General features: G+C 38.0%; 11 protein-coding genes and 5 tRNA genes. 5 read left to right on the plus strand and 11 right to left on the minus strand.

Annotated features, from left to right (window positions below; all coding sequences use genetic code 11):
• The first annotated feature begins 187 nt into the window (after positions 1 to 187).
• Together cls and H3U73_RS02335 are read left to right on the plus strand one after the other, a co-directional pair.
• Complete coding sequence (gene cls, locus H3U73_RS02330; protein WP_198189968.1) at positions 188 to 1,681, plus strand: cardiolipin synthase; 1,494 nt, start codon at positions 188 to 190, stop codon at positions 1,679 to 1,681.
• A 263-nt stretch (positions 1,682 to 1,944) separates the two neighbouring features.
• Positions 1,945 to 4,041: a TonB-dependent receptor gene (locus tag H3U73_RS02335; protein ID WP_198189969.1), complete on the plus strand. Its 2,097-nt coding sequence runs from the start codon at positions 1,945 to 1,947 to the stop codon at positions 4,039 to 4,041.
• A 75-nt stretch (positions 4,042 to 4,116) separates the two neighbouring features.
• On the opposite strand, the gene H3U73_RS02340 is transcribed toward H3U73_RS02335, so the two are convergent.
• The 6 genes from H3U73_RS02340 to H3U73_RS02365 form a co-directional block, all read right to left on the minus strand.
• Positions 4,117 to 5,232, minus strand: a complete 1,116-nt coding sequence (locus H3U73_RS02340) for a Tim44 domain-containing protein (protein WP_198189970.1) — start codon at positions 5,230 to 5,232, stop codon at positions 4,117 to 4,119.
• A gap of 498 nt (positions 5,233 to 5,730) precedes the next feature.
• Complete coding sequence (locus H3U73_RS02345) at positions 5,731 to 6,372, minus strand: trimeric intracellular cation channel family protein (RefSeq protein ID WP_198189971.1); 642 nt, start codon at positions 6,370 to 6,372, stop codon at positions 5,731 to 5,733.
• 1 nt (position 6,373) lies between these two features.
• Positions 6,374 to 7,072, minus strand: coding sequence for a 16S rRNA pseudouridine(516) synthase (locus H3U73_RS02350; protein ID WP_198189972.1), 699 nt, complete (start codon positions 7,070 to 7,072; stop codon positions 6,374 to 6,376).
• Positions 7,073 to 7,109: 37 nt separating this feature from the next.
• A complete protein-coding gene (locus tag H3U73_RS02355) occupies positions 7,110 to 8,567 on the minus strand; it encodes a sodium:proton antiporter (RefSeq protein ID WP_198189973.1) in 1,458 nt (485 codons plus the stop codon).
• Between the two features lie 162 nt (positions 8,568 to 8,729).
• On the minus strand, positions 8,730 to 9,305 hold the full coding sequence (locus H3U73_RS02360) for a DUF1415 domain-containing protein (protein WP_198189974.1): 576 nt from the start codon (positions 9,303 to 9,305) through the stop codon (positions 8,730 to 8,732).
• 103 nt (positions 9,306 to 9,408) lie between these two features.
• Positions 9,409 to 9,891, minus strand: a complete 483-nt coding sequence (locus H3U73_RS02365; RefSeq protein WP_025331019.1) for an Lrp/AsnC family transcriptional regulator — start codon at positions 9,889 to 9,891, stop codon at positions 9,409 to 9,411.
• A gap of 633 nt (positions 9,892 to 10,524) precedes the next feature.
• Between H3U73_RS02365 and H3U73_RS02370 the strand changes: the two genes are divergently transcribed.
• From H3U73_RS02370 to H3U73_RS02380, 3 genes are all read left to right on the plus strand, one after another.
• Positions 10,525 to 11,712, plus strand: coding sequence for an MFS transporter (locus tag H3U73_RS02370; RefSeq protein WP_198189975.1), 1,188 nt, complete (start codon positions 10,525 to 10,527; stop codon positions 11,710 to 11,712).
• A gap of 301 nt (positions 11,713 to 12,013) precedes the next feature.
• Positions 12,014 to 13,195 (plus strand): FAD-dependent monooxygenase, encoded by a 1,182-nt coding sequence (locus H3U73_RS02375; protein WP_025331017.1) that lies wholly within the window; start codon positions 12,014 to 12,016, stop codon positions 13,193 to 13,195.
• 36 nt (positions 13,196 to 13,231) lie between these two features.
• A complete protein-coding gene (locus tag H3U73_RS02380) occupies positions 13,232 to 14,395 on the plus strand; it encodes an FAD-dependent monooxygenase (protein ID WP_198189976.1) in 1,164 nt (387 codons plus the stop codon).
• A gap of 617 nt (positions 14,396 to 15,012) precedes the next feature.
• Here H3U73_RS02380 and H3U73_RS02385 read toward each other — a convergent pair.
• From H3U73_RS02385 to H3U73_RS02405, 5 genes are all read right to left on the minus strand, one after another.
• Positions 15,013 to 15,103: transfer RNA gene (locus H3U73_RS02385), tRNA-Leu, on the minus strand.
• Between the two features lie 42 nt (positions 15,104 to 15,145).
• Positions 15,146 to 15,220 (minus strand) — tRNA-Cys (locus H3U73_RS02390).
• Positions 15,221 to 15,239: 19 nt separating this feature from the next.
• Positions 15,240 to 15,313 (minus strand) — tRNA-Cys (locus H3U73_RS02395).
• Between the two features lie 44 nt (positions 15,314 to 15,357).
• Positions 15,358 to 15,433 (minus strand) — tRNA-Gly (locus H3U73_RS02400).
• A 31-nt stretch (positions 15,434 to 15,464) separates the two neighbouring features.
• Positions 15,465 to 15,540: transfer RNA gene (locus tag H3U73_RS02405), tRNA-Gly, on the minus strand.
• Positions 15,541 to 15,550 lie beyond the last annotated feature (10 nt).

Raw genomic sequence — 15,550 nt, forward strand, 5'->3', positions numbered from 1 at the left:
AGAATATCAATCAATTCTGAAACAAATAATTGATGTGAATAATTACTTGCTATTTCTGGCAGCTACAGACTTAGTTTTCTGTACCTGCCAGAATTTTTTATCTGATATTTATCTCTATTCATTATATAGATTATTTATCCATTTATAATCTACTATATTCTAGACATTAAATAATTGGTTTACTTATATGTTACATGATATACCCTGGGCTGAAATTCTTGTTGTATTACATGTGATTGTGGTTACTGTTCTGGTAGTGAGAGTGTTATATCATCAGCGTAATACGGGAGTTTCCGTTGCTTGGATTCTGATGTTAATGGCTTTTCCTTTAGTCGGGGCTGTAGGCTACTTGTTAATTGGCGAACCCAGACTGGGTTCACGCCGGCTACGTCGTCAGAATGAACTGGTGAAATTTTATCAGGGATTCAGTAATAAATATCTGCATAATTTCAATCAGCATGCTTGTAGTGGTCTGAATGAGCGTTATCATGGTATCAGTTTGATTGCAGCCGATAAAACCGGATTTGAGGCTACCGAATACAATCACTTAAAGCTTCTTACCAATGATGAAGAAATTATTGCCGCCATTCGTTATGATATTCAGCATGCGAAAACAAGTTGTTTACTGGCTTTTTATATTGTTGATCCGCAGGGAGAAATTATTAAACTGCTGAATGATGCTATTGCAGCAGCACAACGAGGTGTGGTTACCAGTATGCTGGTTGACAGTATTGGTAGTGTAAAATTCTGGCGTAGTGACTGGCCTCAGCGTTTACGCAATGCAGGTATTACATTGACTGAAGCTTTACCCGTTCAATTATGGCGTACTTTTCTTGTACGCGCAGATTTACGGAATCATCGTAAAATTGCGGTTATAGATCAGAAAATTGGTTATACCGGCAGTTTTAATCTGGTCGACCCGCGTTTTTTCAAAAAAAATGCCGGTGTCGGACAATGGGTTGATGTGATGATGCGTTGTGAAGGAAGTCTGGTACAACCTCTGGCAGCAGTATTTGCCGGTGATATGGCAGTAGAAACTGAATCTAATTTAATGCAAGTACAGCAATGGGTAGACAGTTATGGTAAACAGGCGCTCATGCATAATCTGCAAGTTGCACAACAGGAACAAAGTGGTGTAGTGGTACAAGTGATTCCTTCAGCACCTGAGCAAGGCAGTCCGGTTATTTATGACACTATTGTTAATGCAATCCACGCCGCTACACGACGTATTATTATTACGACGCCTTATTTTGTTCCAGATGATGCTTTGCTGCTGGCTTTAACTACGGCTGCTACCAGGGGAGTGGATGTTACTCTGATTGTACCGGAAGCAGTGGATTCAATGCTGGTGAAATATGCTTCACGTGCATATTATCCAAGACTATTACAGGCTGGGGTAAAAATTGCTTTGTTTAAGGGTGGGCTGTTACATGCTAAAACTTTAACTGTAGATAGTGACTACACTTTGTTTGGCACTGTAAATATGGATATGCGCAGTTTTTATCTCAATATGGAAATTAGTCTGGCTATTTATGATGAAGGTATGACTGAAACTGTAGTGGCATTACAGAGTACTTATTTGAAAGCTTGTGAATTTATCGAACTGAAAACATGGCAGGCTCGTTCAAAGTGGTGGGGGCTGGTGGAGAATACAGTGCGTCTGGTGGGTCCGTTGTTATAAATTTTAATAGTGAAAAACTGCCGGCTTAAACCGGCAGTTTTTTTACCTGATTATTTTTCTATCAGCGTTGAAAAAAGTATTTTCAGAATGTGATATTTTAAAATATTAATAAGATAATATTATGTTTAGGAAAATATAAATTAATCTACAAGCCATATTTTTAATAGTTTATTGACAGTAAATATTCATAAATGTTATCTGTCACGGTTGGTTAATTTTATAATAATTTTATATTAATATTTTTAATTTTAAGAATAGTAGTTATGATACACACACATCTGAAAATATTAGCTTTGTCACTGACAGCGCTGCCATTTATGGCTTATGCCAATGATAAAAAAGATGAAGCAGATTTGCCGGATATCGAAGTCACTGCTTTACGCACTAATTCAAAATGGCTGGATACTACAGCTTCTGTTTATACTGTAAATGCAAATACACTCAAAAATACGCCTAAAACTAATATCTCTGATGCTTTGAAGGCTATTCCGGGTTTACAAGCTCTCGAAAGAGAAAATTATGCTCAGGATATGCAAATATCCATGAGAGGTTTTGGTGCCCGTTCGACATTCGGTGTTCGCGGAATCAGGATTTATGTTGATGGAATTCCGTCTTCTATGCCCGATGGACAGGGGCAGACATCCAATATCGATTTAAATTATCTGGAGAAAATTGAGGTACTTGGCGGACCCTTTTCTTCTTTATATGGTAACTCTTCTGGAGGAACTATTCTCGCGACAACCCATGAGGGTACAGGTAATCCGAGTGTCAGTGTTGGTTTTAACACAGCGCGTTTCGCTAAGCAGCAAACTTCATTTCAGTTACAAGGCGGAAGTAAAGCGGCGAGTTTACCGGCATATAATATAAGTTCAAGTTACTTTGATACCAATGGTTATAGGGAACATAGCGACGCAAGAAAAGTCCTCAATAACGCAAAATTTACTTGGGATTTAAATGATGGCAGTACATTGAATTGGGTACTTAATCAGGTTCGTATCCGTGCTGCTGATCCCGGAGGACTGACACGTAAACAGTGGCAAGAAAATCCACGTCAGGTAGCTCAGAATGTCAGAGATTATAATATGCGTAAAGAAATTGACCAGAGTCAGACCGGTCTGACGTGGGATAAATCAATTAATGAGCATAACAGTTTATATGCTATGGCGTATGCCGGCCGGCGTCACGTTGTGCAGTACCAGTCAATTCCGGCCAAAGCTCAGACAGCTCCTAAACATGCCGGAGGTGTTATCGATTTTACCCGTTATTATTATGGAACTGATATTCGCTGGCTGAATACAAATACAATACCTAATCTAACTGTGATTGGAGGTGTGGCGTTTGATAAGGAAAATGAGGACCGGCAGGGTTATAATAATTTTAGTGGTGCGCATTTAGGGATTAAAGGAAAATTACGCCGTGATGAGGATAATACCTTATGGAATTTAGATCCTTATATTCAGTTTTCATGGAAATTTTTACCTGAATGGCATTTGGATGGCGGGTTACGCTATAGCAATGTGCATTTCAGAACACGTGATCATTATCTGGCTAATGGTGATGATAGTAGTACTATGCGATACCATAAACTGTTGCCCGGTATTTCACTAGGCTGGAACTTTAGTAATCAGGCAGCAGCCTATGTTGCTTATGGTAAAGGTTTTGAAACACCGACATTTACTGAAATGGCATACAGACCGGATGGACAGGCTGGTTTTAATCGTAATCTTAAGCCTTCTAGCAATGATACAGTTGAAGCAGGACTAAAATTTGAACAGCTGTGGGGCCAACTGATAGCTACAATTTTTCATACTGAAACTCACAATGATATTGTTTCTGCGGTTTCATCTGGCGGCAGAAGTACGTTTCGTAATGCTGACCGGACGAAAAGATATGGTAGTGAATTAGCTTGGCAAAAGAAGTTGTGGCAGGATTTACAAGTGCAGGCGAGTTATTCCTATGTGAATGCGAAGTTTGATAGTGAAATAGCAGCACAAGGTAAAGCAGCCGCTGTTAGCAAAGGTAATAAAATTCCGGGAGTTGCTCAAAACCAGTTTTATTTAGGATTTCAATGGCAACCTAAGCAAGGATGGCAGGGGGGTATGGATATCCGCTATATGGATAAAATATATGTTAATGACAGTAACAGTGATTATGCACCTGCTTATGCTCTTACTTCAGCGAATATCGGCTATGAATGGGCTCATCGTGGCTGGACAGTAAGCAGCTATGCACGTATAGATAATATATTTAATCGCCGTTATGCTGGATCTGTGATTGTCAATGATAGTAATGAGCGATATTTTGAACCATCACCTAAACGTACATTCAGTACCGGAATTAATATTCGTAAAATGTTCTGATTGAAAAAAGCACTGATATTTCAGTGCTTTTTAATATTTAAATATAATTGCTAGTTAAATATGTGCAAGTGAGAATTAATCCTGCTGTATACCTGCAATCAGCCAATCCTGCTGACTACCCATAGGTTTAACAAAATGCCATACTTCACTGAATGGTTGCTGTGCACTACCCAGCTCTTCACTCACTAAACCACTAAAACGTACACTGGCAATATACTGACCATTTTCCTGAGTGCTGTCTACCAGTTCGGCATTAAGATTACTGAATTCAGCAGTTTCATGATTATTTATAATATCATTACGGATATCTGCGAACATATCTGAAGTAAAGTAACGGCGGATTTCTTCCAGATTTGAGGCATTGTTCATTGACTGAACATGATTAAAACGTTGGCGTGCGAAACGCAGAAATGCGTCTGGATTACTTCCGTCTGCCATGCCAGATAAATTGTTTGTAATTAAATTATTATTGCTTCCAATATTTTGTCCGAAAATATTGGTACTACTACTGTTGCTATTATTGTTTAATGAAGTGAAATTATTAGGCTTGGTATTTCCGGCATAAGGTATATTTGACTGATTATTCCTTTTAGCGGCAAAACGACGGTAAAGATAAACACCACCAAATACAATAATAAGTAACCATAACCAGCTAAAGCCACTTTTAGGTTCCGGTTGTGATTGTTGCTGTACCTGTGGCTGATCAGAATTGGTAGATTGAGTAGCGGCTGCATTATTACTATCAGTAGCATTCTCACTATAATTACCATCAGCATTTGTCTCAGGTGAATTGGTTTGTTGCTGGTTATGATTAGCCATTGCATGACCTGCAAGTGCCCCAATAGCGGCACCAGCTACACCTGCACCAATTACCCGACCGGTATTGCTACCGCGCGGCTGTGTCTGACCAGAATAATTGTTCTGATTATCAGAGCGATAATCATTACGTCCGGAGTTAGAGTAAGAACGTGACATACCTGCATTATTGCCACCGCCAAGTCGGCTGGAAGAAGAGTTTGCATAGTTGCCGCGATTGGATTGGTAGGATGAGCCAGAATAAGAGCTGGAGTAACTTGAGCGGGACATTCCACGGTTACCGCCACCGCCAACTCTTTTGGCTTCAGCCAGTGGACTCAGTGTCAGGCTGAGAATAACTGCAGAAGCAATATAACGTAATTTTCTATTTTCCATCACTTGGATACTTTCTTATCTATAATATTAAAACTAACTTTACCGTACATAGCGCTGAAAAATAAGATTTCAAGCAAAGAAATAGTTATTATTTAATCTCTTTTACGGTTTTATGGTTGCTTTTGCGAATAAAAGACGGCATTGTAGCGCATGAAAGAATGATAGTCATATTGGGTTATCAAAATATTTATCATTAAATCATAGTATGAGTTCAGAAGAAGATTAATAAAATAGTGATAATTTATCAGAACTAATATTTTGTTTGTATTTATCAAAATACAAAATAGCTTCTTCTATCGGTAGAAATGACTGATAAAAATTGCAGATAAAAAGAACCCTCTGTGCCAAGGGGAGAAGCAGCAGAGGGCCAAAATAATGTTTCGACAAGAGAATACTGAAAAACCATTTTAAATCTTTAATTTATACGCTTGTAGCTGCGTATGAACATCATCTTAATGACTTAGACTGTTTTTTGCAGCGAAAGTTCTTGTAGTTTTGTTATATTTTGTAATTTTTCTTCTTTTGAAATCCCGGCAGGGTAATGTTGTAATGATAAGCGAGTAAACGGCTTAGTACACCACCAATAAACAGCAAATTAATACTTAATGGTGTAACCATTTTCCAGTGATCCAGCAGGCACAGAAGTAAGCCAAGTAAAATAGCAATGGTACCGTAAATATCACTACGTAAAATAATGGGTACTTCGTTTACCAGTATGTCGCGAAGTATCCCACCGCCTACAGCTGTTACAAATGCCAGTGTAATTACACCAAACCAGTTTAATTCAAGATCCAGACCAAATTGCGCACCAGTCAGACTGAATGCTGCCAGCCCAAGAGCATCTGCAACAACAAACCATACCGCGAGTACACGATGACGATGATATTGTAAATGGCACACCCATGATATTACTAATGTAATAAAAATAGTCCACAATGCTGTATTACTTTTAAAAATCATAGGAATGTGACCGACCAATGCATCACGCATCATGCCGCCGCCTACCGCAGTAAGTAAAGCTACAATGACCACCCCGAGAATATCAAGTCTTTTGCGAAAACCAACCAGATAACCTGATACGGCAAAAGCGACTGTTCCGATAATATTGATTAGTTGGAAAATAATATCTGTATTAAGCATGTTACATTAAGCCGGACTCAGGTTGAAAAAAACGCCATCCGCCAGCAGGTAGATCATCAGTCTGCCATAGTCCGAAAGCACTGCGATGCAAGGCAGTAACACGATTGCCGGCTGCAGCTATCATCCGTTTTACCTGGTGGTATTTACCTGAAGTAATGGTAAGCTGTAAGGTATGCGGATCAATTAACTCAGCGGTCTGTGCAGTTACCGTTTCGTTATCATCGTGTAACAAGACCCCGTTTTTTAAAATAATACATAGTTTTTCGTCTGCAGCATGCTTCAAACTAACACGATAAATTTTTGGAAGTTTATGTTTTGGTGACGTGCAACGGTGATTAAACTGACCATCGTTAGTCAGGATTAATACGCCGGTTGTATCTGCATCCAACCTGCCTACAGCCTGCATGTCCAGATGACGCAATGGCTCTGGTAATAAACTAAAAACACTCGGGTAAAATTGTGGTTTATGCGAAGTTTCATAATCAGCGGGTTTATTGAGCAGAATATAAAAATAAGGAAGAGGTACTGGAATCAGACTCACATCATCAATATATAAACTGCTTACCGCTTTCGGGTCGATATCCATTTGAGCATGATTGCAGAGCGTATCATTAATTCGTACGGCATCGTCGTCAATTAATGCCTGACATTGCTTGCGACTGCCCAAACCTTGTGCTTGCAGGTATTTCAATAATTGCATAACTAAATAAACCTTAATGGCCGGCTATTCCGATAAGTTAAAAAAACAATAAAGTATCCAGTAAAAAAACCGGAATAAGCAGAGTAACAGACCAACCCATGTAGCCAAAAAAGCTTGGCATAGTAATTCGGTGTTGCTCGGCAATAGATTTAACCATGAGATTAGGAGCATTACCAATATAACTGAGCGCTCCCATGAATACTGAACCCATAGAAACCGCCATTAATGTAGAAGGTAAATGTTGCATAAGTAAAGCAGCATCACCTCCAGCAAGATTGAAAAACACCAGATAGGTAGGCGCATTATCCAGGAAGCCAGACAATAAACCACTTAGCCAGAAATAGAGAGTGTTTACTGGTTCTCCATTTTGCTCAATTAAATTTATCAGTATTCCGAAACTTCCTGCCTTTCCGAGTTGTAATATAGCCATTACAGGAGCAATAGTTATGAAAATTCCGATAAATAATTTACCTACTTCAACCATAGGTGCCCAGTTAAAGTCATTTTGTCTGCGTAATTGTGCTGGTGTTAATTTTAGTGAACACAAAGTAATGATAAGCAGTAAACCATCACGTATCCATGCAACTAAATTGGTTTCGATTCCGTAAATATTCCATACCGGTAAATTTTTACATAATCCGGAAACCAATATTACTCCAGTAACTGCAAATAATAACAATAAGTTGGCTTTACCCTGAATAGACCATGAAGAAATACTGTTCTGAACTTTATCATTGGTAATAATTTCACGTTGCCATAAATAGTAATCAATACAAAAGAAAATAAATAGTAAAATCAGAGTATTGATAATTACGGGTAAAAGCATGTGAACGAATGTCCACTGAAAACCAACACCTTTCAGAAAACCCAGAAATAATGGCGGGTCCCCAAGCGGGGTTAATCCGCCACCGATGTTGGCCACTAGAAAAATAAAAAATACCACAAGATGAGTTCGATGGCGTCGCTGAGCATTGGCCCGCAATAAAGGGCGGATAAATAGCATGGCAGCACCAGTTGTACCCATGATTCCGGCCAGAAGTGTACCTGCTGCCAGAATCAGTACATTGAGTTTTACACTGCCATTACCATTATGCTGAATAAGAATACCACCGGAAAGTGTATATAAAGCCAGTAGTAAAAGCATAAATGGAATATATTCCTGTAACAATGCATGTATGGTAATAGATAAACCAGCTGAAACATTATAGTAGCAGCTCAGAGGTATCAGAAATGCAGCACACCATACACCGATAATTTTTCCACTATGACTATGCCATGTTTTAGGTATCAATATCGGACACAAAGCTATAGACAAAAGCAAACCGATAAAAGGAAAGCACCACCATAAACTCAATTCATGGGCAGGTAAGCCGGCAGCCAGTACAGGAAATGGTAATAAACTAACGATAAATAAAAATATTAATTGCAGTATTCGATTGCCTTGCTTTAATAAAGAAAAGGCAAACTGTACAACAGAAGGGTTAACTGGCGTCATTCTTGATAGTTTACTATTTAAGCAAATAGAGATTTTAACAATAATTTCGTATGGTGTTAAAAAGTAAACTCGATAAAAAGTGAGCTATTAATAAAAGATTTAGCATGATAGTTCAGAGGAAAGATTCGAATTTTACAATTTGATATGAAGTTTAAGATTAATTTATTTTGATTTTTGCAACGGGTATTCGATTGCTAATTTTGTCCAGCTTTCCATTCCCATTTCACGTAACAATGCTTTGTTACGTTCATATATGGTTGCAGCATCAGGAAATGCCGCAATCGCTTGATCAATACTACTTTCACGTATCAAGTGTAAAATAGGATAGGGACTGCGATTAGTATAGTTACTGATATCATCCTTAGGTTCATCAGCAAACTGAAATTCAGGATGAAAAGGGGCTATTTGTATGATGCCATTTGCTCCAATCTCCTGAAGTACATCTTCTGCTAAAGTTACAGCATCCAGAAACGTCTCAAAATCTGTAAATAATGAAGGTTCGACAATTAAAGTGGTTTCTGTTTCGTGTGCCGGCGTTTGTAACAACAACTGAATTTCCTGCTCTATGAATTCCAGAAATGCATCAACATGTCTGGCATGGCTTATGCTAAACCGCAATCTTTTTAAATTGTAAGGTTTTCTGGCAAAAGGGCAAAGATTAAGTCCGATTACTGCCTGTTCCAGCCAGTGGCGGCAAATAGCAATAATTTCTTCATCCTGATTATAAATGACAGACATATGTATTTATCTATGTAGATAACAGACGCTCAAGCGTAGCATGAATTCTTAAACAATTAAAACATTCTTTACTATTAGTTTATTAAAACTAATTTTGAGTTTTTTAGCCTACATTTAAATGTTCCAGCGGTAACGAAGTAGTTGTTTTAATCTCTTTCAGTACAAAGCTGGATTTGGCATCTTCCACTCCCGGAGTTGCCAGTAAAGTTTCCAGTACGAAGTGCGAAAAAGCATTCATATCTGAGAAAAAAGCCTGAAGAATGTAATCAGACTCCCCAGTGAGTGCAAAACAATTAAGCACCTGAGGCCAGCTTTGAACAGCAAGAGTAAACTCATCACGGGACTGTTTACTTTTATTAACTCTAACCCGAATAAATGCCTGCAAACCCAGTTCTACATGATAAGGGTCCAGAAGAGCTGCATAACGGCGAATAATCCCCGATTCTTCAAGCTGCTTTAACCGGCGCAGACATGGCGATGGTGATAAAGCTACTCGCTCGGATAGCTCAACATTAGTAAGACGACCATTATCTTGTAAAACTTGCAGGATTTTCAGGTCGGTTTTATCTAAAAAACTTATTGCCATGATACAAGGATCCTGAGGATTATTGTCGCAGCGATGAAACAGGCGGCGATAATAAATTAAAGTTAAAGTTTATACAATTTATAAGATTGCACTTAATTACACAAATTTATTTTATTTTGACATTAATTTAAAATTAATACTAGTTATTCCAAATGCTTTTTAAATATCTAATCCCCTTATTACTATAAAAAATGTTGATACTATTCTACTTTCTTGAAATATATTATTCAGTTTAAAGTTGTAATATCTGTATATTATTGCTAATTGAAGTTTACACGGATAATAACCATTAAATGCAATAAATAAAATGATATTGTTTAATTAGTTGATTGATATAAATATTTTTATATAGGTAATATTTATTCATATTTTTGTAAGCGTATAAACTCAATTTATTAACGGTTTATTTTTTAAGAAATTAATAATTAATAATAACTATATAAAGAATAAAGTGATATTATCCAGAAGTTTAAATTACTGCAAATCTGAAAAGCTATAATTACATTGAGAGGTATAATAAATAAAATACATAATATAACAAATTTTAAAATATTTTGTTTAACCATTATTTGAAATAATCAGATTAATTATTATATGTTATTCAGATAATTCTAATAAATAGTTTGCATTATAATGAGTAAACCACTTACACCTTCAATCACTCCAAAACTGAATCTGGCCTTAATTATAACAGTGCTGATTACCGGTGCTCTGGCTTTTATTCAGGTTTACGCTATCCAGTCAGTATTACCTGTATTGATGCAGGAGTTCCATGCCAGTGCTGCCGCAATAGGTTCAACAGTAGGAGCGACAATTTTGGCCGTCGCATTAACGTCTCCGTTTTTAGGAATGATTTCAGATGCTTTCGGACGCAAAGCTTTTATCGTAGGTTCGGTTTTTTTTATTGCTATTCCTACTTTAGCATTGTCTTTTGTGCATAGTATCAATTGGCTATGGTGGTTACGCTTTGCTCAGGGTGTCGCAGTACCCGGCATAACTGTCGTTTTACTGGCTTATTTAGGTGAAGAATTTTCTGGTAATACACGTATCAAACTGATGAGCTTTTATGTTTCCGGTACGGTATTGGGTGGTTTCCTTGGCCGGTTTCTAATGGGATACCTCACAGACTTTATGGGCTGGCGTCAAGCTTTCTTAATAATGGGTATTATCAGTATATCTGGAGCGGTTCTGGTATGGAAAAATCTTCCTGCATCGCAAAAATTCGAGGCTAAACCACAGATTTCAACAGCATTAATAACCTTATGGCATCATTTACATAACCGGTATATTCTTGCAGCTTGTGCATTGGGTTTTTGTGTTCTGTTTTCTCTGGTTGGTTGTTTTACCTATATCAATTTGTATCTTGATCAGCCGCCATATAATTTAAGCAGTTCACAATTAGCTAATATTTTTGCCGTATATCTGATTGGTATGATTATTACTCCATTATCAGCTCGGTTAATTGTCAAATTTGGTACCAATCTAACTGTATTAATAGCTATGAGTTTATCCATTTTTGGTGTGCTGATAACCCTGATGCATCCGTTATGGGTTATCGTACTGGCACTGGCTATTATGAGTAGCGGTATTTTTATTACTCAATCGTCTACTATTACCTATATCTCTGCCAATGTAACAGAAGGCCGTTCACTGGCTTCCGGTCTGTATTACATGTGCTATTATGCAGGCGGTTTTGCCGGCTCATTATTATGTGGTCATGCCTTTGAGAGTGGAGGGTGGTTTATGACTGCTGTTGTATTAATTAGTGTACAGTTGCTGGCAATGCTGATTGGTGGTGTATTGATGCGAAAAAAAGCATAAACAGAAACATTGAAACCATATAAAGCACCATTTTTATAATGGTGTTTTATTTTGTATATTTTTCGATTTAGTAATTGTATCTGTCGAAATAAATTTTATCAATTTATAAACTATTAAGTAAAAGAGTAATATTTATTTCATTATCAGGCTGAAGAAGTTGGAGTAGAACTTTAGTGCTTGAAAAAAGAATTACATATTAGCTTAGCAAGAATTTTATTTAATCTGACTGGTAAATAAGATTTATGTTTCTATATGGATAAATTACGTTAGAATTTGACTGTCTTGATTAAGAGTACTGCTTATGCAGCCATTATCACATTATCCGTTTATTATTATCGGTGCAGGCCCTGTTGGCATGCTTACTGCTTTGTTGTTAAAACAGCAGAATCAATCGGTTTTATTACTGGAGGCCAGAGCTGCTGACAGTAATCTGAATGATCAGCGTACTCTTGCTTTGTCATATCATAGTATCCAGACTTTCCGGCAGGCCGGAGTATATCTGCCTGATGAAATGTTGACTTTTATCCGGCAGGTACATGTTTCACGGCAGCATCATTTTGGTCGTGTACTGATGTCAGCACAGGATATAGGATTACCTTATCTTGGAGCGACGATTGATTATGTCAGATTATTACAGGCTTGTGAAACAGCATTACAAAAAAACAATATATCTGTGCAATGGCAAACAACTGTTGAACAGGTACAAAGTACAACTCATTGGGCTTCAGCACAGTGTTTTTATCAGCAACGAAGGCATAACTTAACTGCACAATGGCTGATTCTGGCAGAAGGAGGTGAACTGGCTGCCGGTTTGCCGAATATAAAAGTACACACCCATGATTACCGGCAGCTGGCTTTAGTTAATACTCTAAAGTTCGAGGCAGGCAATCATGCTATTGCCTATGAACGTTTTACTGAAAATGGACCGCTTGCTTTATTACCTTATAGAAATGATTTTCGACTGGTCTGGACATGTACTCATGAAGAAGCATTGCAACGAGAGCTGTGGAATGTGGCTGAATTTAATCAGCAGTTACAGTCTGTAATGGGAGATCGCTTAGGTCATTTAGAGCAAATGGGAACGCCGGCAACTTTTCCATTGAAATTACGTCAGCTTAACCAGGTATATAGCCAGAGAGTAATTTGCATTGGAAATGCTGCCCAAACCATGCATCCAGTTGCTGCACAAGGATTGAATCTCGGTGTTCGTGATGCCGAAATGTTAAGTGCAACATTTGGTAAGACAGATAAAATTTCTCTTAATGATAGTTCTTTAGCCGGAAAATATGCACGAATACGTGCTTATGATGCTCGTGCAGTTGTAGGCTTTACGCATATTCTGGTACAACTGTTTGATCATGCTCACAGCGGGCTGGCATATGGACAAAGTATGGGTATGAGTATTTTGGGATCAGTGCCTGTTTTGAAGCATAAGTTTACCAGGCAGCTGGTTTTTGGAGTAACTCCTCATCCCGATATCTAGAATAAATACTATTGTTTAAACGATATGGAAAGCAAAATGAGCATAAACACACAATATGATTTTGATGTCATTATTCTAGGGGGAGGGTTGGTTGGTGCAACTTTAGCTTTAGCTTTACATCAGCAGGGTAAAAAGATTCTTATCATTGAAAAAAAGCCACCTCAAACAGATTTGCTCAGTCTTTCTCAGTCTTGGGATGCCCGTATTTATGCCATTAGTCCGACTAATCAGCAATTTTTAAATAGTTTAGGCGTTTGGCCGGAAGAAAGAGTACAAAAAGTAAGCCATATGGAAGTTTATGGTGATGGTAATGGATGCATTAGTTTTGACGCCTCCAGTGTAAATGTACCTTGTTTAAATTCTATGGTTGAAAACCGCTATTTACTGGCAAAATTGTGGCTAGCATTGGAGCAAGAGGGGATAGCAATAATCAGTAGTTGTCCTCAATCGGTGATTACCGATGTATGGTCGGCAAAGATAACTCTGGAAAATGGTCAAACCTATTGCAGTCAGCTAGTTGTTGGTGCGGATGGAGCTAATTCTTGGTTGCGTGAGCAGGTTGGCATTGAAGTAACCGCTTCTCCATATCAGCAACAAGGTATTGTTGCTAATTTCAACACGGAAAAACCACATAATGGATGTGCTTATCAGTGGTTTCGTGGTAGTGATATTCTTGCTTATTTACCTTTACCACAGCAGCAGATTTCTATCGTATGGTCGACATCTGACCCAGAAAGTCTGACGAAGCTGGATAAAGAAAGTTTTGTACGGGAAGTTGCTTTGGCAGGTAATCAAAAGTTAGGTGAACTAACACTAACCACTTCTGTGTTCAACTTTGACCTGATAATGCGACAGCCTAAAAAAATTGTTAGCCAAAGAATTGCTCTGATTGGGGATGCAGCTCATACTATTCATCCATTGGCCGGACAAGGCGTAAATCTGGGTTTTGCAGATGTGCAATGTCTCAGTAACTTACTGACAAATGCCAGTGATTCGGGTACGTGGTCTATTCTCAGACAGTATCAGCGATCAAGATTATTAGCAGTACGGCTGATGCAATATAGTTGTGATGGTTTATTCAAATTATTTGCCAATGACTATTTTCCTGCCATTGGCTGGGTTCGTAATCAGGGATTGAATCTGGTGAATTATTCAAGCTTAATTAAAAAAAGAATGATTCGGGAAGCAATGGGTTTATGATTTAATAATAAAGATTTGTTGCTAAAGATAGAGTAATAATGACTGGATTAAGCAATAATGAAATTATTTTTATATTCTCAATTTATATTTCAATTTATAGCTAATCATAATTGAGAATATAGATTTGTATGAAAAATTTTGCTTTATACGATAGTAGTATTGAATAAAACATTTATCTAACATTGGAATTTCGCTAATTTCATTGTTACCAATATAAATTTGATAAATTTGCTGGCTTTTTATCTCTGTAGTTCTTTATCAGTTTTGCTATTGGCTGCGCATGCCTAAGGTATTAGCTACTTCGAATTCAGTGCCTGTTTTAAAGTTCTATACACTTCACCCAGCTTTAAATTCATGTTTTTTAAAATGCATGGTTATTAAAAATACTAAGTATAGTTTGATTACTGCTTTTCTAAATTTTATAAAATATGTTAGAGCATGTTCTTTATGTATAGGAGTATATGTAAGAGGTAGAAAATCATCAATAGAATTTCAGGTATCAATTTAATGTTTGTATGTCACAGAGCAGTTGAAGAAGCAAAATATACAAGTGTGTATTTCTTAAAATATAAATGTAATGAATCCAGATACATTTAAGTGTATCTGGATTCATTAAATGGTGCCCGGAGCCGGAATCGAACCGGCACGGCCGTTTTAAGAGCCGACGGATTTTAAGTCCGTTGTGTCTACCAATTTCACCACCCGGGCGGGTAGTTTTTAATGCACTTTTGTGCATATTTGTGTGCTGTATGGAGGCGGGGGCACGGATTTAAACCGGCCTGCACAGCTTTGCACACTGTGGCATAGTCACTCTGCCACCCCGCCATGAAACTCTAATATAATCTGGAGGCGGGAGTCGGAATCGAACCGGCGTACACGGATTTGCAGTCCGCTGCATGACCACTCTGCCATCCCGCCTTATATATTTACTCAATCGGGTAGAGTAACTAATACATCAAACTTGGAGCGGGAAACGAGTCTCGAACTCGCGACCTCAACCTTGGCAAGGTTGCGCTCTACCAACTGAGCTATTCCCGCAAATTCACTTTATACATGTGAGCATGTTTTTTGGAGCGGGAAACGAGTCTCGAACTCGCGACCTCAACCTTGGCAAGGTTGCGCTCTACCAACTGAGCTATTCCCGCAAATTCACTG

Source organism: Snodgrassella sp. W8124 (assembly GCF_016100875.1).
GTDB lineage: Bacteria > Pseudomonadota > Gammaproteobacteria > Burkholderiales > Neisseriaceae > Snodgrassella > Snodgrassella alvi.

What these genes read in the sequence shown, in the direction of transcription:
- H3U73_RS02355 (WP_198189973.1), bottom strand. Translation starts at nt 8,567, where the DNA reads ATGACGCCAGTTAACCCTTCTGTTGTACAGTTTGCCTTTTCTTTATTA.
- H3U73_RS02380 (WP_198189976.1), top strand. Translation starts at nt 13,232, where the DNA reads ATGAGCATAAACACACAATATGATTTTGATGTCATTATTCTAGGGGGA.
- H3U73_RS02340 (WP_198189970.1), bottom strand. Translation starts at nt 5,232, where the DNA reads ATGGAAAATAGAAAATTACGTTATATTGCTTCTGCAGTTATTCTCAGC.
- H3U73_RS02345 (WP_198189971.1), bottom strand. Translation starts at nt 6,372, where the DNA reads ATGCTTAATACAGATATTATTTTCCAACTAATCAATATTATCGGAACA.
- H3U73_RS02370 (WP_198189975.1), top strand. Translation starts at nt 10,525, where the DNA reads ATGAGTAAACCACTTACACCTTCAATCACTCCAAAACTGAATCTGGCC.
- H3U73_RS02335 (WP_198189969.1), top strand. Translation starts at nt 1,945, where the DNA reads ATGATACACACACATCTGAAAATATTAGCTTTGTCACTGACAGCGCTG.
- H3U73_RS02365 (WP_025331019.1), bottom strand. Translation starts at nt 9,891, where the DNA reads ATGGCAATAAGTTTTTTAGATAAAACCGACCTGAAAATCCTGCAAGTT.
- cls (WP_198189968.1), top strand. Translation starts at nt 188, where the DNA reads ATGTTACATGATATACCCTGGGCTGAAATTCTTGTTGTATTACATGTG.
- H3U73_RS02375 (WP_025331017.1), top strand. Translation starts at nt 12,014, where the DNA reads ATGCAGCCATTATCACATTATCCGTTTATTATTATCGGTGCAGGCCCT.
- H3U73_RS02350 (WP_198189972.1), bottom strand. Translation starts at nt 7,072, where the DNA reads ATGCAATTATTGAAATACCTGCAAGCACAAGGTTTGGGCAGTCGCAAG.
- H3U73_RS02360 (WP_198189974.1), bottom strand. Translation starts at nt 9,305, where the DNA reads ATGTCTGTCATTTATAATCAGGATGAAGAAATTATTGCTATTTGCCGC.